Origin of the sequence: Halococcus sediminicola (assembly GCF_000755245.1) — an archaeon.
GTDB classification, from domain to species: domain Archaea; phylum Halobacteriota; class Halobacteria; order Halobacteriales; family Halococcaceae; genus Halococcus; species Halococcus sediminicola.
The window spans coordinates 20,105-42,362 of record NZ_BBMP01000007.1 but is presented as its reverse complement, the minus strand read 5'-3'; the positions used below and the strand labels follow the sequence as shown (position 1 = coordinate 42,362).

The 22,258-nt window shown below is 64.6% G+C and carries 27 protein-coding genes; 14 read left to right on the top strand and 13 right to left on the bottom strand.

Annotation, left to right across the window (positions count from 1 at the left end; translation table 11 throughout):
* The first annotated feature begins 39 nt into the window (after positions 1–39).
* Positions 40–1,185 carry an NAD(P)/FAD-dependent oxidoreductase gene (locus ACP97_RS04445; RefSeq protein WP_049996640.1) on the top strand — a complete coding sequence of 382 codons (1,146 nt, stop codon included), beginning with the start codon at positions 40–42 and terminating at the stop codon, positions 1,183–1,185.
* Position 1,186: 1 nt separating this feature from the next.
* Here the strand turns inward: ACP97_RS04445 and solA are convergent, their stop codons facing one another.
* Together solA and ACP97_RS04435 are read right to left on the bottom strand one after the other, a co-directional pair.
* Entirely contained in the window at positions 1,187–2,323 is a 1,137-nt protein-coding gene (gene solA, locus ACP97_RS04440; RefSeq protein ID WP_049996639.1) for an N-methyl-L-tryptophan oxidase, read from the bottom strand.
* Positions 2,324–2,595: 272 nt separating this feature from the next.
* Entirely contained in the window at positions 2,596–3,693 is a 1,098-nt protein-coding gene (locus ACP97_RS04435; RefSeq protein WP_049996638.1) for an AI-2E family transporter, read from the bottom strand.
* A gap of 84 nt (positions 3,694–3,777) precedes the next feature.
* Here ACP97_RS04435 and ACP97_RS04430 point away from each other — a divergent pair, with 84 nt between their 5' ends.
* Positions 3,778–4,338, top strand: coding sequence for an HdeD family acid-resistance protein (locus ACP97_RS04430; protein WP_049996637.1), 561 nt, complete (start codon positions 3,778–3,780; stop codon positions 4,336–4,338).
* 5 nt (positions 4,339–4,343) lie between these two features.
* On the opposite strand, the gene ACP97_RS04425 is transcribed toward ACP97_RS04430, so the two are convergent.
* Positions 4,344–4,763 (bottom strand): DUF7346 family protein, encoded by a 420-nt coding sequence (locus ACP97_RS04425; RefSeq protein ID WP_049996636.1) that lies wholly within the window; start codon positions 4,761–4,763, stop codon positions 4,344–4,346.
* Between the two features lie 24 nt (positions 4,764–4,787).
* Positions 4,788–5,099, bottom strand: coding sequence for a DUF7322 domain-containing protein (locus ACP97_RS04420; RefSeq protein WP_049996635.1), 312 nt, complete (start codon positions 5,097–5,099; stop codon positions 4,788–4,790).
* A 94-nt stretch (positions 5,100–5,193) separates the two neighbouring features.
* Here ACP97_RS04420 and ACP97_RS04415 point away from each other — a divergent pair, with 94 nt between their 5' ends.
* The 5 genes from ACP97_RS04415 to ACP97_RS04400 all read left to right on the top strand — a co-directional run bounded on the left by ACP97_RS04415 (position 5,194) and on the right by ACP97_RS04400 (position 11,062).
* Positions 5,194–7,926, top strand: a complete 2,733-nt coding sequence (locus ACP97_RS04415) for a DNA-directed DNA polymerase (protein WP_049996634.1) — start codon at positions 5,194–5,196, stop codon at positions 7,924–7,926.
* Positions 7,927–8,259: 333 nt separating this feature from the next.
* Complete coding sequence (locus ACP97_RS20320; RefSeq protein ID WP_202593558.1) at positions 8,260–8,409, top strand: hypothetical protein; 150 nt, start codon at positions 8,260–8,262, stop codon at positions 8,407–8,409.
* Between the two features lie 44 nt (positions 8,410–8,453).
* Positions 8,454–9,575: a pyridoxal phosphate-dependent aminotransferase gene (locus ACP97_RS04410; protein ID WP_049996633.1), complete on the top strand. Its 1,122-nt coding sequence runs from the start codon at positions 8,454–8,456 to the stop codon at positions 9,573–9,575.
* 138 nt (positions 9,576–9,713) lie between these two features.
* Entirely contained in the window at positions 9,714–10,565 is an 852-nt protein-coding gene (locus ACP97_RS04405) for a UbiA family prenyltransferase (protein WP_049996632.1), read from the top strand.
* A gap of 71 nt (positions 10,566–10,636) precedes the next feature.
* Entirely contained in the window at positions 10,637–11,062 is a 426-nt protein-coding gene (locus tag ACP97_RS04400; RefSeq protein ID WP_049996631.1) for a hypothetical protein, read from the top strand.
* 36 nt (positions 11,063–11,098) lie between these two features.
* Here the strand turns inward: ACP97_RS04400 and ACP97_RS04395 are convergent, their stop codons facing one another.
* Together ACP97_RS04395 and ACP97_RS04390 are read right to left on the bottom strand one after the other, a co-directional pair.
* On the bottom strand, positions 11,099–12,277 hold the full coding sequence (locus ACP97_RS04395) for a redox-regulated ATPase YchF (RefSeq protein ID WP_049996630.1): 1,179 nt from the start codon (positions 12,275–12,277) through the stop codon (positions 11,099–11,101).
* 7 nt (positions 12,278–12,284) lie between these two features.
* Positions 12,285–13,271, bottom strand: a complete 987-nt coding sequence (locus tag ACP97_RS04390; RefSeq protein WP_049996629.1) for a polymer-forming cytoskeletal protein — start codon at positions 13,269–13,271, stop codon at positions 12,285–12,287.
* An 86-nt stretch (positions 13,272–13,357) separates the two neighbouring features.
* Here ACP97_RS04390 and ACP97_RS04385 point away from each other — a divergent pair, with 86 nt between their 5' ends.
* Together ACP97_RS04385 and ACP97_RS20995 are read left to right on the top strand one after the other, a co-directional pair.
* Positions 13,358–13,555: a DUF5800 family protein gene (locus ACP97_RS04385; protein WP_049996628.1), complete on the top strand. Its 198-nt coding sequence runs from the start codon at positions 13,358–13,360 to the stop codon at positions 13,553–13,555.
* Between the two features lie 34 nt (positions 13,556–13,589).
* The gene (locus ACP97_RS20995) at positions 13,590–13,724 is read left to right on the top strand and encodes a hypothetical protein (protein WP_272913433.1); all 135 of its coding nucleotides are present in this window, start codon (positions 13,590–13,592) and stop codon (positions 13,722–13,724) included.
* A 1-nt stretch (position 13,725) separates the two neighbouring features.
* Here the strand turns inward: ACP97_RS20995 and ACP97_RS04380 are convergent, their stop codons facing one another.
* Positions 13,726–14,001 (bottom strand): DUF7111 family protein, encoded by a 276-nt coding sequence (locus ACP97_RS04380; RefSeq protein ID WP_049996627.1) that lies wholly within the window; start codon positions 13,999–14,001, stop codon positions 13,726–13,728.
* Between the two features lie 142 nt (positions 14,002–14,143).
* Between ACP97_RS04380 and ACP97_RS04375 the strand changes: the two genes are divergently transcribed.
* Both ACP97_RS04375 and ACP97_RS04370 read left to right on the top strand, forming a co-directional pair.
* Positions 14,144–14,887, top strand: coding sequence for an AzlC family ABC transporter permease (locus ACP97_RS04375; protein ID WP_049996626.1), 744 nt, complete (start codon positions 14,144–14,146; stop codon positions 14,885–14,887).
* On the top strand, positions 14,880–15,194 hold the full coding sequence (locus ACP97_RS04370; protein ID WP_049996625.1) for an AzlD family protein: 315 nt from the start codon (positions 14,880–14,882) through the stop codon (positions 15,192–15,194). Before ACP97_RS04375 ends, ACP97_RS04370 begins: the two co-directional genes overlap by 8 nt.
* A 10-nt stretch (positions 15,195–15,204) precedes the next feature.
* On the opposite strand, the gene ACP97_RS04365 is transcribed toward ACP97_RS04370, so the two are convergent.
* Positions 15,205–16,347, bottom strand: a complete 1,143-nt coding sequence (locus ACP97_RS04365) for an acyl-CoA dehydrogenase (protein ID WP_049996624.1) — start codon at positions 16,345–16,347, stop codon at positions 15,205–15,207.
* Positions 16,348–16,517: 170 nt separating this feature from the next.
* On the opposite strand from ACP97_RS04365, the gene ACP97_RS04360 reads away from it, so the two are divergent.
* Both ACP97_RS04360 and cysE read left to right on the top strand, forming a co-directional pair.
* On the top strand, positions 16,518–17,501 hold the full coding sequence (locus ACP97_RS04360; protein ID WP_154019948.1) for a formate/nitrite transporter family protein: 984 nt from the start codon (positions 16,518–16,520) through the stop codon (positions 17,499–17,501).
* Between the two features lie 87 nt (positions 17,502–17,588).
* Entirely contained in the window at positions 17,589–18,155 is a 567-nt protein-coding gene (gene cysE, locus ACP97_RS04355) for a serine O-acetyltransferase (RefSeq protein ID WP_049996964.1), read from the top strand.
* A 12-nt stretch (positions 18,156–18,167) separates the two neighbouring features.
* Here cysE and ACP97_RS04350 read toward each other — a convergent pair whose 3' ends face one another.
* The 5 genes from ACP97_RS04350 to ACP97_RS04330 form a co-directional block, all read right to left on the bottom strand.
* Positions 18,168–18,608, bottom strand: coding sequence for a hypothetical protein (locus tag ACP97_RS04350; RefSeq protein ID WP_237561092.1), 441 nt, complete (start codon positions 18,606–18,608; stop codon positions 18,168–18,170).
* A gap of 77 nt (positions 18,609–18,685) precedes the next feature.
* Positions 18,686–19,078, bottom strand: a complete 393-nt coding sequence (locus ACP97_RS04345; protein ID WP_049996622.1) for a hypothetical protein — start codon at positions 19,076–19,078, stop codon at positions 18,686–18,688.
* A 608-nt stretch (positions 19,079–19,686) separates the two neighbouring features.
* The gene (locus tag ACP97_RS04340) at positions 19,687–20,640 is read right to left on the bottom strand and encodes a phosphotransferase family protein (protein WP_079977550.1); all 954 of its coding nucleotides are present in this window, start codon (positions 20,638–20,640) and stop codon (positions 19,687–19,689) included.
* 166 nt (positions 20,641–20,806) lie between these two features.
* The gene (locus ACP97_RS04335; protein WP_049996620.1) at positions 20,807–21,262 is read right to left on the bottom strand and encodes an HVO_A0114 family putative DNA-binding protein; all 456 of its coding nucleotides are present in this window, start codon (positions 21,260–21,262) and stop codon (positions 20,807–20,809) included.
* Positions 21,259–21,633, bottom strand: a complete 375-nt coding sequence (locus ACP97_RS04330; RefSeq protein WP_049996619.1) for a toxin-antitoxin system TumE family protein — start codon at positions 21,631–21,633, stop codon at positions 21,259–21,261. The genes ACP97_RS04335 and ACP97_RS04330 overlap by 4 nt, the downstream gene beginning before the upstream one ends.
* 143 nt (positions 21,634–21,776) lie before the next feature.
* Between ACP97_RS04330 and ACP97_RS04325 the strand changes: the two genes are divergently transcribed.
* Positions 21,777–22,160: a hypothetical protein gene (locus tag ACP97_RS04325; protein ID WP_049996618.1), complete on the top strand. Its 384-nt coding sequence runs from the start codon at positions 21,777–21,779 to the stop codon at positions 22,158–22,160.
* Positions 22,161–22,258: the final 98 nt, after the last annotated feature.

Below are 22,258 nucleotides of genomic sequence, written 5' to 3'. Positions count from 1 at the left end.
CGAGCAAAAGGTTTTGCCACCGTGGTGTGAGGAGTCGCCATGCACGTAGTGGTGGTCGGCGGCGGCATCGTCGGACTGTCGTGTGCGCACGCCCTCGCCGAGCGCGACATCGAGGTGACGCTGTGCGAGAGTGGGAGCATCGGCGGCGAGAGCACGCAGCGCTCGGCCGGCGGCATCCGGACGCAGTTTGCGACGCGCGTGAACGTCGACCTCTCGCTGGCGAGCCTCGACGTCTGGAACGAGTTCGAGGAGCGCTTCGGCGTCGACATCGCCCACCGGAAGACCGGCTACCTCTTCCTCGCGCGCGAGGCGGACACGGCCGCGGGGTTCGAGGAGAACGTCGCCCTCCAGAACGAGCGCGGTGGTCGAAGCGAGTATCTCGACCCGAGCGAGGCGACCGCGTACGCACCGGGCATCCACCCCGAGAAGTTCGTCGCCGCGACCTACTCGCCGCTCGACGGCTTCGCCGACCCGAACCTCGCGGCGCAGGGGTACTCGCAGGCGCTCGGCGACGGCGTGACCGTGCTGACGAAGACGCCCGTCGAGGACGTCCTCGTCGACAGTGGGACTGTGCGTGGCGTCGAGACGCCCGACGAGCGCATCGAGGCTGATGCGGTGGTCGATGCCGCCGGCGCGTGGGCCGGCGAGTTGAGCGCGATGGCGGGCGTCTCCCTCCCGATCGAGCCAAAGCGCCGCCAGATCCTCGTCGCCAACCCCGAAATCCCGGTCCCGGAGGACGCACCCCTCACGATCGACCTCGATACGGGGCTGTACTTTCGGCCCGAACGCGAGGGACAGGCGATCGTCGGCGGCCACTTCGGCGACGCCGATCCGACGCAGGACCCCGGCGGCTACGACAAGACGATGGACTTCGACTGGGCGACGACAGCACTCGAAAACGCGAGCGGCTGGACCGACCACTTCGGGCCGGAGACGACGGTCAAACGCGGCTGGGCGGGGCTGTACGCCGTGACGCCCGACCACCATCCCATCATCGAGGAGGTGCTGCCGGGGCTGGTCGTCGCCGCCGGCTTCTCGGGGCATGGTTTCCAGCACGCGCCCGCGACCGGGCAGCTCGTCGCCGAGATCGTTCACGACGGCGAGCCATCGCTCGTCGATATCGGTGTTCTGGGCCGCGACCGCTTCGAGGAGGGTGGGCTGCGAGAGGAGACGAACGTCGCCTGACTCACTCGAAGCGGTCCAGCCGAAACATCCCGATCGGGTGGTCGGTACCGCCAGTAACGAGGTCGGCGAGCACCTCGCCGACGACGCTGGCGAACTTGAAACCGTGGCCCGAGAAGCCGGCCCCGACGGCCACCTGTGGATGGTCGGGCAGCGTATCGAGGATGAAGTGTTCGTCCGGTGAGTTGGTGAACATGCAGGTGGCGAGACCCATCGTCGGGCCGGCTCCCTCGGGGAAGTAGCGCTCGGCGAACTCCCGGAGGAGGCGTTCGTCCTCGGCGTCGGGGTCGCGGTGCCAGTCGTCGGGATCGACCTGCTCGTCGCGGTGGTGATACCGGCCGAGTTTCATGCCGGGCACGTCGTAGACGGGAAGCCCGTAGAACCGTCCTTCGGGCACCGAGAGGTTCCAGACGGGGAAGTTCGCGGGTTCGAACAGGTCGGGGCTTTCGGGCTGGAGCCACGCGAGCACCTGCCGTTCGGGCACCGCAACCCCCTCCAGGGCGTCGGCGAGTTCCTGGTTCCACGCGCCGGCCGCCAGCACCAGTCTGTCGGCTTCGTAGGTTCCACGAGCAGTCTCGACGCGCACGCCGCCACTCGATGTCTCCGTCCAGCCATCGACCCGCGTGCGGGCGTGTATCTCGGCTCCCTCGGCCTGTGCGGCCTGCGTGTGGGCGATGATGGCCTGTTCGGGCACGACGAACCCGCCGTCGTCCTGATAGAGCGCGCGGTAGTCCTCGGGGAGTCGGTAGCCGGGAAAACGCTCGCCGAGTTCCTCGCCCCTGAGTACCTCGTGGGGGATATCGTGTTCTTCACACGAGCGCAGCGACCCCTCGAACACCGGGTCGTCGGGCGGGCCGGCGTCGATGGAGCCGGTGCGGTGGATGACCGGTCTGTTCGACAGCGCCGCGAGGTCGTCCCAGAGGTCGTAGGCACGTTCGACCAGCGGGATGTAGGACGGATGCTCGTAGTACGCCCGCCGAATGATGCGCGTGATGCCGTGGGAAGACCCCATCGTGTGCGGGATGTCGTAGCGCTCCAGTCCCAGAACGTCGAGTCCGCGACGGGCGAGGTGGTAGGTGGTCGCGCTGCCCATACCGCCGACGCCGACGACGATGACGTCGTGGCTGCTGTCGGCATTCATATCGATCGTTCATGGGGTCCGCTCTTGACTCTTTGGTCGTCGAAGGCGGGAGACGGAGCCGACAACCCCAGCGTGGCGGCTGTCGGGAGCACGGAGCGCGTGGTGATGCCAGAGGACACGCGGCGTGGAGGGACCCATGAACTATCCGTCCCCTCCCCACACCGTGCTCCCGCTTCGGACCAGAGCGGTATCCGACAAAGAGGTGGGCCATGACTGTTCATGTATTGGTTGCGACCGATGTCCGCGGTACCGGGATTCTCACCCGATGGCAGTCAACTGGCGCGACGCGCTCGCTCGCCAGCCGACGTGTCGACGGCCGAAGCGGGTCGATCGTCGCTCGCATCGTGGGCCGGCGGGCGCTCGCGGGCGAACAGTTCGACGAACACCTTGAGCGTGCCCAGCACGACCGGGCCGAAGAAGACACCCAGAAAGCCGAAGACGAACAGCCCGCCGGAGATGCCGAGGACGAACAGGCCGGGATTGAGACCCGCCTCGCGCCCGCCGATGACCGGCCGAAGGTAGTTGTCCGAGAGGCTCACGATGGAAGCCCCGTAGGCGAACAACAATACGGCGGCGACGGGGCGACCGACGAGCAACAGATAGGCCGCCGCCGGCACCCAGACGATGGACGCGCCGATGAGCGGCAACAGTCCGAGTACCACCGTGACGACCGTCCAGAAGACGGCGCTCGGGAAGCCGATCAGGACCAATCCGATGCCGGTGAGCACGCCCTGTACGACCGCTACCGCGACGTTCCCCACGATCACGGCCCACACGAGCTGGTCGACGCGTTCGACCAACTCCTCCCAGACGTCCGCGGACAGCGGGGTGACGCCGCGCAGCCAGCGTAGCGAGGCCGTACCGTCGGTGAGGAGGTAGTAGGTGAGAAAGACCAATACTGTGAGACCGAGCACGGCGTTCGAGAGCCCGCCGAAGACGTTCATCAGACTCCCGAACAGCGCCGTTCCGCCGCCGCGTTCGACCACGCCGACCAGTTCGTTCGGGTTGACCCCACTCACCACCCGACTGACGTCGATCGCGACGCCGAGTTGCTCGCGGAGGAAGCGTTCGACGGTCTCGATGCCGAGACGGCCGGCACGGGTGGCCCGATACACCTCAAGCGCCTGTTGTGTGGCGACGGTTATCACCGCGCCGAGCGGGATCAGTATCACGAGCGCCGTCGCGGTGATGAGCGCACCCGCCGAAATCCGTGGTCCGACCCGCGGGGCGAGGCGCTTTTGAACCGGGTGGAGCACGTAGCCGAGCAACAGTGCGAGCAGGACGTACTGGGCGAGCGGGAGGGCCACCAGCAACGAGAGCGCCCCGAAAACCACGATGGCCGCGACGAGCACACCCCGATCGAGTTTCATACTGGACCATCTCGCGGGCACTACTAAACTGACCGGCCGGCCCAAGCCTTTATGTATGGTTGCGTGACATCTATGGGTGTACAAATGTCGATCACGACCGATACAGGAGAGACGACACCGCTCGCGAACTCGTGGCGCTACCTCGTCGGCGTCGGCGTGGTCGTCTCGCTGCTCGGGGTTCTCGCCGTCGTCTTCCCGCTGGTGACGGGTCTCGCGCTCTCGGCGTTTCTCGGGGCGCTGCTCGTCGTCGGCGGCATCACACACGGGATTCACGTCCTCTCGGCACGCGGCTGGACGGGCGCGCTCGCACAGGCGCTGTTGGCGCTGCTGTACATCGTCGGCGGTATCGCGCTGCTGGTGAATCCGGTGTTCGGGCTGGCGACGCTCACGCTCGTGCTGGCAGTCACGTTCGTGCTGAACGGCCTCCTCGAAATCGTCATGGGTATCGGGCTGCGCCCGCGCTCGAACTGGCCGTGGGTCGTCGTGAGTGGTCTGCTCGGGCTCGCCGTCGGCATGTTGCTCTTCGTCGGCTTTCCGAGCACCGCCGCGTGGGCGGTCGGTCTCCTCTTCGGCATCAACCTCCTGAGTTCCGGTCTCTCGATGGCGCTGTTCGGACTGAACGGACGAAAAGCGGCGCGCGGATAATCGATTCAGTCGTCGCGCAGTCGCGCGAGCGCCGCGCTCGCGTCGGGCGTCACTCGATAGCCGCGTTCGCCGGCCACCTCGCACGGTTCGAGCAGTCCTGCCGCCCGGAACTCCCCGCAGAGACCGTGCAGGTCGCTCTCACAGAGGTCGTACGCGAGGAGGTCACGAACCGCGACCGACCCGCGCGCATCGATCTCACGGAGCAATCCGAGCGCCTGCTCATCGGGGACGGCACTCACCAGTCGCCGCACCGGCTCCGAAATCCCGCGCGCGGCCGTATCGAGCGCCGACTCATCCGTGGCTTCGAGTGAGTCGGTGGCGACGGTGTGCTCCTCGCCGGTCGTGGGGTCACGCACGCGACTCGACGCTTCCGAATGGTTCACGAGGAGATAGCGCTCGCCGCTCTCGTCACGGACGGTCTGCATACCTCCCCTACGCTGCCCACGCGGTTAGCGGTTCTGATAGCGCCGGTAGCGCCGGTACCCCAGCAGTAGCGCCACGGCCCCGAGCGCGATTGCACCGCCGCCGAGTCGCCACTGGCCCTGAAAGACGCCGACCATGAGACCGAGCGCCACCGCGAACAGGCCGATATTGGCCGCGAGGACGACATTCCAGAAGACCCGTGCCAGTTCGGGCGGCACGTCGGCATCCGAGGTGTCGGGTATCGAGACCGACGGGATGTCGGGCGTGTACTCGGCTTCGGGGTCCGGCTCGTCGGGTTCGTACTGGTCGGTCGAGCCGTCCGGGAGGTCATCGAGCACGGCATCGTTCCAATGTCGTGCGCCGAACAACCGTGTTTCGGTTCGCCGTGCGCCGGACCGCCGGTGTTTTTACCGGCGGCGGTGAAGGAGGGTCATGACCGGGACGGAGTCCACCGAGCAGGCGACGCTTGCGGGCCGCGCCGGCGGGAGTGCGGAGGACGCGGACGGGGCGGCAGCGGCGGCGCGGACGGTCGCCGGCGACGGGGGCGGCGAGGCCGAACTCGTCGACCCGAGCGCGCGGCGCTACCCCGACGCCGACGGCACCGTTGAGATGGCCGTCACACAGGTCGATTATACCGTCGAGGGCACGGGAAAAGACGAAACACCGATCATCCACGTCTTCGGGCGCACCGAGGGAGGCGACGTCGAACACGTTCGCGTCCACGGCTTTCGACCTTACTTCTACGCGCCGACCGCGAATCTCACGGGTGAATTCGACCACGAGCGCATCACTGGCTCGGAAGAGGTGAACGAAAACGGCGACGCCTACGAGAGCATTCGAGGCGAGGAACTCACCAAGATTTTCGGCCAGACCCCGCGGGACGTCGGCCAGATCCGGGAGCGCTTCGACCACTACGAGGCGGACATCCTCTTTCCGAACCGCTTTCTCATCGACAAGGACATCGGTAGCGGCGTCCGCGTGCCGAAACGCCGCGCGAGCGACGACGCGCTCGTCGTGCCCCACGAGGAGGTCGAGCCAGTCGGGATGGAGTCCGACGCACGGGTCTGTACCTTCGACATCGAGGTCGACGACCGCTCTGGCTTCCCCGAGGACGGCGAGGAGACGATCATCTGTCTGTCGAGTCACGACTCGCGCACCGACGAGTACGCCGTCTGGCTCTACGAGGTGAGCGAGGGCATCGGTCCGGACGAACTCGACGGATACGAGGGCATCGAGACGGAGATCGACGCCACCGTCAACCGCTACGAGAGCGAGGAGGCGATGCTCGACGGGTTCCTCGACTACATCGAGACGACCGACCCCGACGTGCTCACCGGGTGGAACTTCGCCGACTTCGACGCACCCTACCTCATCGACAGATTAGAGGAACTCGGCGGCGCGGACTGCGAGGGTTTCGACCTCGATCCCGACCGCCTCTCACGGGTGAACGAGGTCTGGCGCTCGGACTGGCAGGGTCCAAACATCAAGGGCCGCGTGGTGTTCGACCTGCTGTACGCCTACCAGCGCACGCAGTTCTCGGAACTCGATTCGTATCGGCTCGACGCCGTCGGCGAGGTCGAACTCGGTGTCGGCAAGGAGCGGTATGCGGGGTCGATCGGCGACCTCTGGGAGGAAAACCCCGAACGGCTGCTCGAATACAATCTCAGAGACGTGGAGCTCTGTGTCGAGATCGACCGCCAGCAGGACGTGATTCCGTTCTGGCAGGAGGTCGCTTCGTTCGTGGGGTGCAAACTCGAAGACGCCACGACGCCGGGCGACACGGTCGACATGTACGTCCTCCACGAGGCGCATGGAAAGTTCGCGCTCCCGTCGAAGGGCCAGCAGGAGGCCGAGGACTACGAGGGCGGGGCGGTGTTCGACCCCATTACGGGGGTGCGCGAGATGGTGGCGGTGCTCGACCTCAAGAGTCTGTACCCGATGTGCATGGTGACCACCAATGCGAGTCCGGAGACGAAAGTCGACCCCGAGCGCTACGACAGCGAAACGTATCACGCACCGAACGGCACGCACTTCCGGAAAAATCCCGATGGCATCATCCGGGAGATGGTCGACGAACTGCTCGCCGAACGCGACGAGAAGAAGGCCCGGCGGGCCGACCACAGTCCGGGCAGCGGGGCCTACGAGCGTTTCGACCGCCAGCAGGCCGCCGTCAAGGTCATCATGAACTCGCTGTACGGGGTGCTCGGCTGGGAGCGCTTCCGGCTCTACGACCGCGAGATGGGCGCGGCCGTGACCGCGACCGGTCGGGAGGTCATCGAGCACACCGAGCGCGCCGCGAACGAACTCGACTATCAGGTCGCGTACGGTGACACCGACAGCATCATGCTCGAACTCGGCGGCGACGTCACCAAACAGTCGGCCATCGAACAGGCCGGCACCATCGAATCACACATCAACGACTCCTACGACGCCTTCGCCAGCGAGCAGTTGGGAGCCGACGAACACCGCTTCGAGATCGAATTCGAGAAGCTCTACCGCCGATTCTTCCAAGCGGGCAAGAAGAAACGCTACGCGGGTCACATCGTCTGGAAGGAGGGAAAAGACGTCGACGACGTCGATATCACGGGCTTCGAGTACAAGCGCTCTGATATCGCGTCCATCACCAAGCGCGTCCAGCACGAGGTGATCGACCGCATCGTCCACGGTGTGGACCTGGACGAGGTCAAGAGCTACGTCCGTGGCGTCATCGAACAGTTCGAGGACGGCGAGGTGGACATCGAACAGGTCGGTGTACCCGGCGGCATCGGCAAGCGCCTCGGCAACTACGACACCGACACCGCACAGGTCCGCGGCGCGAAGTACGCAAATCTCCTGCTGGGAACGAACTTCCAGCGCGGGAGTAAGCCAAAACGCCTCTATCTCGACCGCGTGGACGACCGCTTCTTCCAGCGCATCGAGTCCGAACGGCCGGACATCTCCGAAGACGACCTCTACCGGGCGTTCAAGCGCGACGTGAGCGACGGCAAGGGCGTCATCTGCTTCGAGTACGCCGACCAGATTCCCGACGAGTTCGCCGTCGACTGGCCGAAGATGCTCGACAAGACGCTCAAAGGTCCCATCGCGCGCGTGCTCGAAGCGCTCGACATCTCGTGGAATGAGGTCAAATCCGGCCAGACCCAGACCGGGCTCGGTAGCTTCACCTGAACCTTTTTACTGCGGGGCCTCACTCGCTGCGCTCGCTCACCCCCTTGCAAAAAGGTTCATCAAAAACCTCCGTTCACTCGGCCTTCGGCCTCGTTCACGGTGAACCGCGCTCACCCCGTTCGCGCGGACGCGACCGCACCCCGAACCCGCACAGTACCGCCTCCACCGAAGCCCTCGCGCTCCATCCGGTCGCGCTCGCCCTTCATCCGCCAGGAACCGCCGACCGCACCGCCACAGCACCGCTACCGCCGCGACCGCACTGCAGCCGCCACCGGGGCTGGCGGGCGCACGGCGAGCCACCGAGTATAACCGTCAGCGGGCGTTGGTGTCGACATGACAGACACCGAAACCGCCGTCGAGGCGTTTCTCACCCGGGCGGACGCGGTCTTCAAGGATTACGAGAACGGTTACACGGACCCCGACGCGGCGCTGGCGACGCTCGAATCGCACGTCGACACGCTGCGCGAGGAGACCGACTCGTAGCCAGAACATGAACAGTTATCGCATCCCGGGCCGCCGGTAGGGATATGACGAACTTCTCGAACCGTGTCGAATCGGTCGCCATCAGCGGTATCCGTGAAGTGTTCGAGGCGGCCGGCGGCGACGCCATCAACCTCGGCCTCGGCCAGCCCGACTTCCCGACGCCAGACCACGCCCGGCAGGCCGCCATCGATGCCATCGAGAGCGGCGAGACCGACGGCTACACCTCGAACGCCGGTATCCCCGACCTCCGAGAGGCAATCGGCGACAAACACGCCCGCGACAACGACCTCGCGGTCGGCCCGGACGAGGTCATCGCCACCGCCGGCGGCAGCGAGGCGCTCCACCTCGCCATCGAGGCTCACGTGGGAAGGGACGAGGAGGTCGTCATCCCCGACCCCGGCTTCGTCTCCTACGCCGCACTGACTCACCTCGCGGGCGGCGAACCCAAACCGATCGAACTCCGCGAGGACCTCACGATGAGTCCCGCGGCGGTCGAGGAAGCCATCACCGACGACACCGCTGCATTCGTGGTCAACAGCCCCGCCAATCCCACTGGAGCCGTCCAGAGCAAGGAGGACATGGAAGAGTTCGCCCGTATCGCCGACGAACACGACGTGCTCTGCATCTCGGACGAGGTCTACGAGCACATCGTCTTCGACGGCGAGCACCATTCGCCCATGAAATTCGCAGAGACGGACAACGTCGTGGTCGTCAACGCCTGCTCGAAGGCCTACTCGATGACCGGCTGGCGGCTCGGCTGGGTCACAGCCTCGGAACGCCGTACCGACCGCATGCTCAGAATCCATCAGTACGTGCAGGCCTGCACGAGCGCGCCCGCCCAGTACGCCGCCGCGGCCGCCCTCTCCGGCCCACAGGACCCAGTACGGGAGATGGTCGAGGCCTTCGAGCAGCGCCGTGACGTCCTGCTCGACGGGCTCGCCGACGCGAGTCTCGACACCCCGACTCCAGAAGGAGCCTTCTACGCGATGCCCGACGTTCCAGATGGGTGGGTCGACGAGTGTCTCGACCGCGGCGTGGTCGTCGTCCCCGGCGAGGCTTTCGGCGAGGGCGGCGCGGGCTACGCGCGCATCTCGTATGCGACTGGCATCGAGGAGTTGAAAGACGCTATCGAGATCATGGACGACGCCGCGAGCGCGGTCCGGTAATCGTCTTTCCGGTATCGCGGACACCGCTCGGCGCGGCTGTGAATGGAAGATACGGCGAAACGAACCGAAATCGAGAGATCGGATTGGCAACCACGCAGCGACCACACACCTATGTGAGTGACGCTTCTACCGAGGGGCATGGCCATCGCACGTCACGAGCAGGGGGTTCGGGGCGACCTCGCCGCGCTCGCCTCGCAGGTGCATCCGGTGTTCATGCTCCCGCCGCTGGCGGCCTCGTGGTTCGGCGCGGTGCTCGCGCCGGCGCTCGTGCCGCGAGTGGCGTTCGTCCACATGCTGGCGATGTTCTTCGCGGTCTACACTGCGCACGTCAAGGACGGCTACGTGGATTTCTACGTTCGCAGCGAGGACGACGACCACCCGCTCACGATGGCTGGCTGTCGGCTCGGTCTGATTCTCTCTACTGTGGGTTTCGTGCTCTGTACTGGCTGGCTCTGGCTCGCCGTCGGGTCGGGCGCGGCACTCGTCACACTCCCGACGTGGCTGGTCGCCTACTTTCATGCACCGCAACTCGACATGCATCCCATCGGTGCGACGCTCGGCTATCCGCTGGGCATCGCCCTCGCCATCCTCGGCGGCTACTACGCCCAGACCACCGCCATGTCCGCCCCGGCGCTCGCCTTCGCAGCCGTGTTTCTCGTTCTCCTCTCGGGCATCAAGGTCATCGACGACGCGAAGGACTACGACTACGACCGCTCGATTCGCAAGCGCACCGTCGCGGTGGCGCTTGGACAGGAACGTGCCCGCCGGAGCGCCCACCTGCTCATCGCGCTGGCGCTCGTCGGGACGCTCGCCGGCGCATTTCTCGGACTGTTCCCGCCGAGCACCGCGCTGGCCGCCGTCGCCTTCGGGGCTGTCGCGCTCGTCACCCGACGGTTCGAGCCCCGGCGTGCGACCAAGTTGCTCATGCGCGGCTCCTACGTGTTCCTCGGACTGCTCTTTCTGGCCGTGCTCTTTCACCCACTATCGTGATTCGGCGGACGGCTAGCCACCTCTTGTGAAGACCACAACGCCGAAACGCCCGCCACACGAACCACCCGTGCATGATCGACGACCAGCACGACTCAACGACCCATACTGAACGACTGGCGACTGACGGCGGCACCGACGAAGCGGCGGAAACACCCATCGAGACCGACGTCATCGACGACGTTGCGACCGGCGAGACCGTGCCGCGCGAGGACCTCGTGGACGCGCTCGTGGTGCTCGACGCCGCGCTGATCGGCGAGCACTCGACGTACGAGGAATACGAGTACGTCAGCGTCGATGGCGTCCGTGCGTATCTCGTCGATACGGCGGCGTGGGAACGGCTTCGTGACGAACACGACTTCGAGAATCGACTCGCACGGGCCGTACAGCGGGCACACACCGAGCAGGCCGAGCGGTTGCTCGCGGCGGCCGACGAACCTCGGAAAGACATCGAGGCGGGCATCGTCATCGGCATCGATACCGCCGAAGTGATGAACTGAAACTCACCATCGACCTTGCCAGCCGTCCGAGACGCCTCAGTTCGCCGTACTCACGATCTTCACCACGTCACCCTCTTCTAACTCGTGGTCGTCGCCGATGCGCCGGTTCGAGCGTGCGTCCACGGCGTGCAGGTACCCCTCGCCGATGTCCGAGTGGACGGCGTAGGCCAGATCGAGCGGCGTCGAGCCGCTCGGCAGCAAGAAGGCGTCGGGCAGGACGTTGCCCTGTCCGTCGGTCCACTTCGTCTCGTTCTGGACGGGGTAGACAGTAATGTGGTCGAGCAGGTCGTAGACGGCGGTATCGAGCGCGCGCTGAACGCCCGTCCCCCCGTAAGTCACCATGAGTTCCCGCAGTTCGTCGAGCCGTGCGCGCTGTGCGTCCGTGAGGTCACCAGCAATGGCGAAATCGGCGTCGCCAGGGTCGTAGTCGATGGCCCCGCCCTCGACGCCGCGGCGCAGCGCGCGCTCGCCCTCGGCGCTCGCCGGAATCGTCTCGGCCAGTTCTTCGAGGTGCTCGACGTTGCCGTCGGGCGCGACGTCAGCCTTGTTCGCCACGATCACCAACGGCTTGGTGCGCGCGCGGATGTCGCGAGCCAGTGCGCGCCGGTGGTCGTCGGTCCACTCGCGCGGGGCGGCGGGATAGTCGATTTCGCGCAGCGTCGCGGCGATCGCCGCCTCGCTCGCGCCGACGCCCGTGAGCATCTCGGCGAGCGACTCGTCGATGTCGAAGCCCGGCGAGCGCGACTGGCGCTCGATCGATTCCCAGTTGCGTGCGACGATGCCCGCGAGCCAGCGCTCGATCTCCTCGGTGACGAAGTCCACGTCCTCGGCGGGGTCGTGGGCACCGATTTCGATGGGTTCGCCCTCCGCATTGGTTCCGCCGGAGGCATCGACGACGTTCAGGATGACGTCGGCGCTCGTGAGTTCGTCGAGGAACTGATTGCCCAGTCCGCGCCCTTCGTGTGCGCCCGGCACCAGCCCCGCGACGTCGAGCAGTTCGATCGGGACGTATCGTTTGCCGTCGTGACAGTTTTCGTCGCCACAGCGCTCGTCGCGCGCGAGACAGGGACAGTCGGTGCGCACGTGGGACACTCCACGATTCGGGTCGATCGTCGTGAACGGATAGCCCGCGACGTCGACGTCGGTCATCGTCGCGGCGGCGAAAAAGGTAGATTTGCCGGCGTTCGGCTTGCCGGCGAGCGCGAGCGAGAGCATACTTCACTTACTCGAGCGAGGTGAAACTGCCTTTCGATTCGTCCGATTCCGCCCGCTCGCCGGCCGGTTGCGCCGGCTCGTCGCCGTTCGCACCGTCGACCGGCTCGCCGGTCGGTTTACTGACGTCGCGGTCGCTCTCTCCCGAGCGCTCGGACGGGCGACCGCGCTCCTGGACGATGGTCATCTCGCCGCGGGCCCGCATCGCTCCCTCGACGACCGCACCCTCGTGGAGGCGAAGCTGCTCGCACGCGATGTCACCGCGGACGTGGGCCTCCGCGGCGATCTCGACCGACCCGCCGCGGGTCGTCACGTCGCCGTGGATGGTTGTACCCCGCTCGACGGTGATGGACTCGCGCGCCCGGAGGCTGCCGAACAGTTCGCTGTCTTCGCCCACGGCGATGGACTCGGCACGGAGGTTGCCGTGGAGCCGACAGCCCTCGCCGACGCGAGCGGGCGTCGAGACGCGCCACGCGTCATCGCCGACGGTGGCGTTTTTCGGAATCACCACTGGCTGGTCGTCGTGGCCCTCGAACACCTCCGAGAGCACGTCCTCGGCCATCTCCTCCTCGCCCAGGTGGAGGAGGTGGGTGAGATACGTAAAGAGAAACATCAGCGTCGGCACGGGGTTACGGATGACGATCCAGCCGTTGGCGTCGAACCCCTCCGAAATCTCGACGTCGTCGCCGATGTCGAGGTCGCCAGCAACGACGAGTTGGCCGTCGATCTCGACGCGCTCGCCGATGTAGGCGTTCTCGCCGACGAGGACGTTGCCGTCGACCGTACACCACATATCGAGCCGGCAATCGGAGTTGGCCTCGATATCGCCCTCGAAGGTCACCTGCTCACCGGCGACGACGTTCCGCCCGCGCACGCCGAGCGCGATCGTGCTCTGTGTGCCGATTATCACATCCGAATCGGTCACGATGGCGTGCTCTTCGACCGTCGTCCCGTCTGGAACGACGAGTTCGGCGAGCGGGTCCGAGCGAAACGACACATCGTCGGTCCGGGGCCGTCGCTAATAAATCCCGCCTCCCGCGGCGAACGCGAGCGGCTTTTATCCGTGTCGGCCGGATTCGGGGTATGACCGCACTATCCTTCGACGAGCAGGGCGTCGACGTCGTCTACGAGGGCACGGAGTTCCGCCTCGAACGTGCGCTCATCGAGGAGGCCACCGACAAATCGTATCCCGACGTCACCGACCACGAGGTCCTCCAGATCGTCGAGCCAAACCCGAACCTCTCGGGAGAGCCGAAACGCATCGGCGACATCACCGCCTGAGCAGGTTTAAGTCCCCGCCCGGACTGGTTCGACCATGAGCGCACTTTCCGAGTACGACCACCCCGCGTGGCTGACGATCGCCGGTACGGTCGCCGGCTACGGCGTGATTCTGGTGGCGATGACCGTCGTCCTCTTCGCGATTCCGTATCTGCTCTTCACCGCGCTGTGAGTCACATCCCCATATCGGCGGCCGATTCGGGGACGGGGAGGTCGTGCGGGGAAGTCCCCAACAGTTCGGCGGCGTGGTCGAGCGCCATCTCGAATCCATAATATCGTTCGAGTTCGTCGCCCTCGACTGTGGGCCTGACTTTGAGCATCGCGTACCCGTCCCGGTTCTGTGCGATGGCAGCAGTGCTCCCATCCGCCCCGAACGCGAGCACGCGCTCGGTGTCGGTCTCGGTGTAACGAGCCGTAACGCCGTTCGCCTCGGCGCTGTCGTCGGTCATGGCCGAAGATTGAGCGAGCCAGCGCAAAAACACGCCGGGTCGCGTTCACGGCTTCTAACCCGAGCGCCCACAAGTATCTCAGAACCATTATGCACGCGAGTGCCGTCGGTGTCGGTGATGTGCGCAAGTCGGAGTGAGAGCAGTGGCTGAAGCGGAGTCGGCGGTCGAGCCGCCGACGGAGGCAGACCCCGACCCCGACGGCGAGGCGGTAACGTTCACGCTCGCGGGCGTCCGTGAGGGGTTTATTACTGGATTTCCGGTCGCGGTCGGCGTCGCGGGCTACGGCGTCGTCTTCGGCGTCATCGCGGGTCGGGCCGGGCTGAGCGTCGCTGAGGCCGCGCTGATGAGCGCGACCGTGCTCGCGGGGGCTGCCCAGCTCATCGGGGTCGAACTCTGGGCCGATTCGATCCCGGCAGCGACCGTCATCGCCACGGTCGGGATCGTCAACCTCCGCTATCTGCTGATGGGCGCGGCGCTCCGGCCGTGGTTTCGCCACCTCTCGCCGCGGGCAGCGTATGGAAGCGTCTTCTTCACCGCTGACGAGAACTGGGCGCTCACCATCGCAAATCTCCGCTCGGGCAGCAAACAGGGCGCGTTCCTGCTCGGCAGCGGACTCGTGCTCTGGCTGCTATGGGTCCTTTCGACTGTTCTCGGCGTGACCGCCGGCGACCTGCTCGGCGCACCCGAACAGTACGGACTGGATTTCGTGCTCACGGCCCTGTTCCTCACGCTCGCGGTCGGTCTCTGGGAGGGCCGTGCGTCGATTCGACCGTGGCTCGCGGCCGCCGGCGTCGCGCTCGTCGCCAACCTCGCCCTCCCCGGCGAGTGGTACGTCATCGTCGGCGCGCTCGCGGGAGCCGGCGTGCGGATGGTGGAGTATGAGTGACGTGCTCGCGCTCGACCCCGGCGTCGTCGCGGTCATCCTCGGGATGGCGCTCGTCACCTACGCCACCAAGGCCGGCGGTCTCTGGCTGGTCGGCCGCGTCGACCTCTCGGCGCGCGCCGAGGCCGGCTTGGACGTGTTGCCGGGTGCGGTCGTCGTCGCGTTCGTCGCGCCCGCGCTCGCGGATGGCGGCGTCCCCGAGTGGGTCGCCGCCGGCGCAACCGTCGCCGTCGCGCACAAAACGGGGAGTCTGTTGCTGTCACTCGGCGTTGGCGTCGGAACTGTGCTACTGGTCAGAGGAGTTGTCTGAGACAGAAACGCTAATCCAGCAAGTTCTGCGCGATGGTGTTGCGCAGGACTTCGCTCGTTCCCTCGTAGATCTCGTTGAGTTTGGCGTCCCGATAGAAACGCTCTGCGGGGAAATCCTTCGTGTAGCCGTAGCCGCCGTGAATCTGGATGCCCTCGTTGGCGACTTCTCGGGAGATCTCGCTGGCGTAGAGTTTCGCCTGTGCGGACTCCTTTCTGAACTCCTCACCACGAATCTTCAAATCGGCAGCTTGGTGCATCAGCAGGCGCGCCGCCTGCAGTTTGGTGTCCATGTCGGCGAGTTTGTGCTGGATGGTCTGGAAGTCGGCAATGGGCTGGTCGAACTGCTCGCGGTCCTGGGAGTAGCGCAGCGCCTCGTCGAGGGCTGCCTGTGCGATACCCACTCCACGGGCGGCGATGGTGATGCGTCCACCGTTCAGGGTTTTGAGCGCGTGGACGAACCCGCGCCCTTCCTCGCCGAGCCGTCGCTCCTCGGGGATGCGCATCTCCGAAAACCGAAGTTCGGCGGTCGGACAGCCTTTGTCGCCGAGTTTGTCCTCGGTACCCTCGACGTGGAAGCCGTCGTCCTCGTCGGGCCGGACGATAAAGGAGGAAATCCCTTTGTTGCCGGCATCGGGATCGGTTTTGGCGAACAGGGTTACTGTATCAGCCACCGAACCGTTGGAGATCCAGAGCTTGCCGCCGTCGATGACGTACTCGTCACCGTCTTTTTCGGCGGTGGTTTCCATCGCGGGCACGTCGCTACCCGCGCCGGCCTCGGAAAGTGCGAACGCGCCGACGTCCGTTCCCTCGGCGAGCGGCGTCAGGTACTCCTCCTTTTGCTCGTGGCTCCCGAACTCGTAGAGCATGTTGCCCGCGAGGCTGATGTGGGCGGCGACGATGGTTCCGAGTCCACCGGAGCCGCGCGCGATATGTTCGAGTCCGATGGCGTAGGAGTGATAATCGAGTCCCGCGCCCCCGTACTCCTCGGGGAAGGGCATCCCCATCAATCCGAGGTCGCCCATCTCGCGCACGAGGTCGTGCGGGAATTCGTCGTCGTGGTCGATGTCGGCGGCGCGGGGTTTGATCTCCTCGTCGGTGAACTCCGCGACCATCTCCTTGATCTGTTTTTGCTCGGCCGAGAGACTGAAGTCCATAGTTGTTCATCCGGTGGACGTTTCTTTACTGTTCCGCCCCGCGACGGGCCGACTGCGAACGACCCACTCCGGGAGACTGTTGTCACCGATTGATTTACCTTTCGAGCCGCACAGCCGTCGATAGAGATGCACGGACAGAGAGCCGCGACGCGCTCCCGGAAATCGGCCTGATGAGTTCCGAGTCGCCGGCCATCGGGGGGTCGGATACAGACCGGGACGAGCGCGCCCGTCGGCGTCGCATCCGGGAGTTCCTCGACCGCTCGCGCAGCGGCGCGCCAGCGGCGGGCGAGGCGATTCGTGACCGTTTTTCGGGCGACGAGGTTTTCGAGCGCGTCGTCGCAACAGCCTCCTACGAGTTCAGCTGTAGCGACCGCCAGCTGTTCTTGAGTGGACTCGCCGCGGGCTTGTCGATTACCCTGTCGTTTCTCACGCGCGCGACGGTGGTGGCCACGATTCCCGGCGCGGCGGGCGAGGCGTTGAGCTACCTGCTCTATCCCATTGGCTTCGTCTTCATCGTCATCGGCGGCTACCAGCTGTTCACCGAGAACACGCTTACCCCGGTGACGCTCGTGTTGACCCGCATCGCCAGCGTCCCGCTGCTCTTTCGCGTCTGGGGTATCGTGCTCGCGGCGAACCTCCTCGGGGCGGTGTTCGGCGCGTTCTTGCTGGCTGAGACACCGATTTTCGGGGCGAGTGCGGCCCGCGCCGCGACCGACATCGGCGCGCACGCGGTCGAGACCTCGTGGTTCGGGCTCTTTTTCAAGGGCATCATCGCGGGGTGGCTCGTCGCGGGCATGGTCTGGCTCACCCACGCCGTCCGGGAGTCCGTCGCCCGCGTCCTGCTCGTGATCTTCATCATGGCGCTCGTCCCGGCGAACGGCCTCTTTCACTGCATCATTGCGACGTGTGAGGTGTTCTACCTCGTCTTTCAGGGCAGTGTCGGTCTCCTCACCGCGTTGTTCGGCGTGACCCTGCCCATCACCATCGGCAACACCGTCGGCGGGGTGATCCTCGTCGCGCTGTTGAACTACGGTCATACCCAGAACAGTTCGCTCGACGAGAGCGAACAGCACGATTTCAAGCTCCAGTGGTTCGAGTGGCTCTTCGAGCAGTCGCCGCGGGATATCGAGACCGACGGCGGTCGCCAAGAGTGAGGTTCCGTGACCGAATCGCAGTTCGTCGTCGGTCGAATCGGCCTCGGACGCGCCGTTTATGGTCGCCGAACCCTGAGTGTCTCACCCATGCCATCGATAGTCGAGCGCCTCAGAGAGGACATCGAAACGGCGCTGGCGAAGGACCCGGCCGCCAAGAGCGCGCTCGAAGTCGTGCTCGCCTATCCGGGCGTCCACGCCCTCTGGGCACACCGGCTCAGCCACGCCTGCTGGAACCGTGGTCTCGAACTGTTCGCCAGAACCCTCTCGCATCTCACCCGATTCCTGACCGGCGTCGAAATCCATCCCGGGGCCGATATCGGCCGGCGCTGTTTCATCGACCACGGTGCGGGCGTCGTCGTCGGCGAGACCACGGCCATCGGCGACGACGTAATGTTATATCAGGGCGTGACGCTGGGCGGCGACACGCTCGAAGACGAGAAGCGCCACCCGACACTTGAGGACGGCGCGACGGTCGGGGCGAACGCCACCCTCTTGGGCCCGATCACCATTGGCGAGGGCGCGAGCGTCGGGGCCGGCTCGGTCGTGCTCGAATCCGTGCCGCCGAACTGCACCGTCGTCGGCAACCCCGCGAAACTCGTCGGTGACTGTCTCGACGACGAGGGAATCGAACTCGGCAACGAGTTCGCCGAGTAGCCCGCTCGACGATTACCGAGCGCGCGCCGTGACGGAGTTTCTGCTCGTGAGACCACCGGCGACGTAGCCCTCGATGGCGAACAAACAGACGAACAGCACCAGCAGCGGCCAGAGCGGCGTGTTGCCGGTGTACAGCCACGGGAACCGCTCGATGCCGATCGGGGTGGCGGCGATGGTGCGGTTCACCAGCCAGAACACGCTGTAATCGGCGCGCGGGAGCACGTTGCTCATGCTTGCCCAGAGGACGCTCGCCAGCACGACGCCCCAGAAAGCCCGCGAGCGCACCGGTGTGCGTCCGCGAGCGCCAGCCACCGGCCGACCGGCGGCCGGCAGCGTGCCCACAGCCGAACCCGACGGCGAGCAGCGCGCCGCCCGCCAGCGGCCACAGCACTTCCGGGACGGGTACCGTGAGTCCGACGACGGCCGCCGCGAGCGCCACGCCGCTGCCGGCACCGACGGCTCACCAGTCGGTCATCTATCGGTTCGACTCCACTGTGCTCGTACCATCCATCGTCGAAAAGCGGTCGCTCTCAGTCTTCGAGCGCGTCGGCGATGCGTTCGAGCGTTCGGCGGATGTCGTGGACCTCATCGCGGAGCTGGCGGACCTCGCGGACCATTTCCTCGTTGCCGGCCTCCTCGCCAGAACCGCTGGGACCTGCGCCCGGACCGCCACCCATCCCGCCCGGACCGCCCATGCCGCCGCCGGGACCGCCACCGCCCATCATCTGGGCGAGCGGGTTGCCGTCACCGCCCCCCATGCCACCGAGACCACCACCGCCCATCATCTCCTCCATGCGCTCCTCGCGGCTCTGCTCGTCGCCCTCTCCCCCCTCGTCGCGCTGTTCGCGGAAGGACTGTTCCTCGTTGTCGTCCGATTCCTCGGTCGCCTCGTTGTCAGTGGGTTCTGGTTCGTCGTCTATCATGCGCCCCCGGTTCGTTGGCCCGTCAGCAAAAACGTTGGGTACCGGCTTCAGGCGAACCCGTCGAGGCTGGCCTGTAGCTCTCGGTCGGTCGCTCCTCGTTGAGTTCATAGCCCACGAGGTCGCGCAGATCGACCGCGTAGGTCGTGTTTTGATGCTCTGTTGATCGCCGATTCCGTCTGGCGATTCTATCGCTGAGTTCAGGGGAATTGGACGCCTTCTTGCGATATGGAGCGGTTACGACAACGCGCGAAAAAGTATCGAAAACTAGCCAAAGAACACGCGGAGAATCCAGACGCGCCTACCGTCGCCGACGAAGACGGCCAATCATCTCGCCGTATCCATCGCGGTCGGTATTGGTCCCGGTCCGCTTGTCGGAATACACATCGATCAGGCGGGTTCGATCCCGAGTTGGTCGGTCGCGTACTTGCTGGTCTGTCGTCGCTGGCGAGCAAGAAGGGGGGGGGGATTTCCCGGACATGGTGGGGTGCTTTTTGCCACCCCTGTCTACGATTTAAAGCTACCCCAGTTTCTACCAGTCTGGTAGATGACTAAAGTATTCTACCAGGGAAGTCGAGCAGTATGTGTTCGTCCTCCAACTGCTTGTGGATCTATGATGCTACTTTACGTGCCTGGTCTAGCCGGGACTCGAAATCTTCGCGAACCTCAGCAGCGAGCTCATCCTGTGACTCAGCTGATGATGCCCAGTCGTTGAACGCTTGGGGGATGAGTAGATTCGCCATCGCCCGGTACAGGGCACGTTTTTCTTCGAGTCCGGTTGGAAGAGCACCTGCACGCTCCCGATAGCCGTCATAGAGTACAGACCGAAGGGCCGACCGCTCGTCTTCTGAGACATCCGGTTGCCCGAGGTGGTGGAACGTTGCCTCGACTAATCCGAACGCTGGGTCACCCACGAGTGCTCGCTCCCAGTCGAGAAGTCCATCTGGATCGAGATAGACATTAATACGGCTCGGGTCGCCATGGATGAGCGTCGGTGTGATTCCATCAAGCGTCGGGTTCACCGCTTGAATCGTGTCGATAAGTCGGCCCGGAAGATCACTGAATCGGTCGGCAAACCAGTCCTGAGCACGCCATTCGATAGTATTACAAAGCGTTTCCGTCCATGTGGTATCTGTCAAATTCAGCCCCGAAGCATCTCCTCCTGTGATGATTCCTGGCTGGTCAAATTCAGCGTCATGGACTTCGGCAATCTGACGTCCGACTTGCCTGACCAGCGGCTCCCGGTCAGCCCCATCCATCCACGGGTCATTTAGAACTGTTCCGGGCATTGGCTCCGTCACGAGATACGGAAGATCGGCAGTTGAATTAGCGGCTACGATTGAGGGCGTTCCGACCGAACAGTGAGCTTCTGCATACTGTGTCGCTGCGATCTCACGCGTAAGTCGTTCGGTGGTATCGGTTGCCGTCTTTACGTAGACCGAATCACCGTCTACAAAGGTAACCAGAGCGGCCTCGTTCCCTGGACGAGTATTTTGCAGTTCGACAGTTTCTATCGGGCGATCGGGCAATGCATCATCTGTGACATGCTCGACTAATTCACTCATATTTAGTAATCTCTTACAACTCGCCACTACAACGCATCCAAAGCAAGTGTCTTCTGGCCGTGATAACCGCCTGATTTACTCTGAGGCACAAAATATTGTGACTGGAGTCACCGAGTAGTCGCCTACGTAGCCCACATCTATGGAATCAGGAAACTAGAAAACAAAATCAAGCTATAGCAGGGTCGTCGGCGCTCTCCCTGTCGGAGGAACTAAGCGACACCGCAAAGTCAAACATAATCTCGTCATAGGGAACTACCGGCCGCTTCGCGTTTCCATCTTCGACGAACTCGACAACGCCGTAGGCAGCTAGTCTTCGGAGCTGGTCATAGACGTTCTTCTTGTCTCGATCCACCAACCGTGCCGCCTCGCGAATACTCGCTGGCTTATGCATATTGAGCGCGCGCAGGAGCGCGAGCGTGGAATCAGTGAACACTCCAGTCACGGTATCCACATCGGGAAACGAGATGGTTGGATGTGAGGTTTCAGTTTCATCACTCCGCTCGTCGGACTCGACGGTCACACGCAGTGTTCGTGCCCACTCCTCAGTGACGGAATCTGGGTACGTTCCAGCGTGCTCCTCGCTCTCGGTCATGTGTTCGTCATCGGTGTCGTTCTCAGTCATATGTCGTACTCCTCTGGCGATGGTCCGAACGGCTCAATTCCTGTTTCCTCGAAGAATCGCTCGTAGATCGCCGCCAACGAGCCGGGAAACTCGTAGTCGGGATCGAGGTCGCCGTCGACATGCCGATGATGCGTTCCATCTCCGTGGTCGTTGTCGTAGCGGAGCATCGTACCCTGTTCGGGACCGACCGGCCACTCAACTTCGGAGGACGGGTGGGCCGGGTCGGTGACACCGTAGTGGAGCGCATAGCACACTCCGGGTGGGTATCGCTCAGCGTTTGCCGGATAGATAAACTTGTATCGGACAAGCGTTCCCGGCTGTACCACCTTCCGCTTCTCGTATGCCACTTCTGGTGTCCCATCATCAGTCATCCCCTACCGTTGGTATGGACCCCAACGAATTAACTCCGTTGGTGTATGTACCATCGAAACCAAAGATTGCCCTGTCTCCGTGGTGAAGTTCGCTGACGAAAGCGGGATCACCTCTGAATAACACCTCCAAGATTGTTCAACTGATGACAGACAATGATGAGCCTCCCGATGAAACACGAGAGGACCTTGAGGCGCTCCAGACTACGGTAGACGCCATCGGAGAGGAGAATCTGAAAGAGATGTTGGTTGATGGGCTGATGGGGCTCCAGTCTAGTGAGATCGAGCCGATGGATATGACTGTTGAGGGACCACCGGACGAATCCGAGTACTATCTCGATCGCAGTGAATTGACTGGCGAATACCACGCGATTTCGCGGGATGCGACTCGTGCAATGCTTGATGAGAGCTCTTGTGAGGTGGCTGAAGTCAGACTGCTCGCTACGCAGGATCTACTGAACGACCAGGCCGCTGTGCAGCGACTGTGCGAATGGCCAGGGGTCACGTGCGATGAGGAGGCTCTCAACTAGACAGTGCGCTAAGTATCAACCACTCACCCGGAACAGTACGGTGTCGGACGCGTTAATGGGGAAGACCCATAACTTTAGTCATGGGTCGCCCGACAATC

Bases quoted from the DNA above. Each gene is read 5' to 3' on its own strand.
- cysE (WP_049996964.1), top strand. From the start codon at position 17,589: ATGCCATCGATAGTCGAGCGCCTCAGAGAGGACATCGAAACGGCGCTG.
- ACP97_RS04395 (WP_049996630.1), bottom strand. From the start codon at position 12,277: ATGCTCTCGCTCGCGCTCGCCGGCAAGCCGAACGCCGGCAAATCTACC.
- ACP97_RS04415 (WP_049996634.1), top strand. From the start codon at position 5,194: ATGACCGGGACGGAGTCCACCGAGCAGGCGACGCTTGCGGGCCGCGCC.
- ACP97_RS04340 (WP_079977550.1), bottom strand. From the start codon at position 20,640: ATGAGTGAATTAGTCGAGCATGTCACAGATGATGCATTGCCCGATCGC.
- ACP97_RS04400 (WP_049996631.1), top strand. From the start codon at position 10,637: ATGATCGACGACCAGCACGACTCAACGACCCATACTGAACGACTGGCG.
- ACP97_RS04430 (WP_049996637.1), top strand. From the start codon at position 3,778: ATGTCGATCACGACCGATACAGGAGAGACGACACCGCTCGCGAACTCG.
- ACP97_RS20320 (WP_202593558.1), top strand. From the start codon at position 8,260: ATGACAGACACCGAAACCGCCGTCGAGGCGTTTCTCACCCGGGCGGAC.
- ACP97_RS04330 (WP_049996619.1), bottom strand. From the start codon at position 21,633: ATGACTGATGATGGGACACCAGAAGTGGCATACGAGAAGCGGAAGGTG.
- ACP97_RS04410 (WP_049996633.1), top strand. From the start codon at position 8,454: ATGACGAACTTCTCGAACCGTGTCGAATCGGTCGCCATCAGCGGTATC.
- ACP97_RS04380 (WP_049996627.1), bottom strand. From the start codon at position 14,001: ATGACCGACGACAGCGCCGAGGCGAACGGCGTTACGGCTCGTTACACC.
- ACP97_RS04445 (WP_049996640.1), top strand. From the start codon at position 40: ATGCACGTAGTGGTGGTCGGCGGCGGCATCGTCGGACTGTCGTGTGCG.
- ACP97_RS20995 (WP_272913433.1), top strand. From the start codon at position 13,590: ATGAGCGCACTTTCCGAGTACGACCACCCCGCGTGGCTGACGATCGCC.
- ACP97_RS04335 (WP_049996620.1), bottom strand. From the start codon at position 21,262: ATGACTGAGAACGACACCGATGACGAACACATGACCGAGAGCGAGGAG.
- ACP97_RS04345 (WP_049996622.1), bottom strand. From the start codon at position 19,078: ATGATAGACGACGAACCAGAACCCACTGACAACGAGGCGACCGAGGAA.
- ACP97_RS04370 (WP_049996625.1), top strand. From the start codon at position 14,880: ATGAGTGACGTGCTCGCGCTCGACCCCGGCGTCGTCGCGGTCATCCTC.
- ACP97_RS04385 (WP_049996628.1), top strand. From the start codon at position 13,358: ATGACCGCACTATCCTTCGACGAGCAGGGCGTCGACGTCGTCTACGAG.
- ACP97_RS04325 (WP_049996618.1), top strand. From the start codon at position 21,777: ATGACAGACAATGATGAGCCTCCCGATGAAACACGAGAGGACCTTGAG.
- ACP97_RS04360 (WP_154019948.1), top strand. From the start codon at position 16,518: ATGAGTTCCGAGTCGCCGGCCATCGGGGGGTCGGATACAGACCGGGAC.
- solA (WP_049996639.1), bottom strand. From the start codon at position 2,323: ATGAATGCCGACAGCAGCCACGACGTCATCGTCGTCGGCGTCGGCGGT.
- ACP97_RS04365 (WP_049996624.1), bottom strand. From the start codon at position 16,347: ATGGACTTCAGTCTCTCGGCCGAGCAAAAACAGATCAAGGAGATGGTC.
- ACP97_RS04435 (WP_049996638.1), bottom strand. From the start codon at position 3,693: ATGAAACTCGATCGGGGTGTGCTCGTCGCGGCCATCGTGGTTTTCGGG.
- ACP97_RS04425 (WP_049996636.1), bottom strand. From the start codon at position 4,763: ATGCAGACCGTCCGTGACGAGAGCGGCGAGCGCTATCTCCTCGTGAAC.
- ACP97_RS04405 (WP_049996632.1), top strand. From the start codon at position 9,714: ATGGCCATCGCACGTCACGAGCAGGGGGTTCGGGGCGACCTCGCCGCG.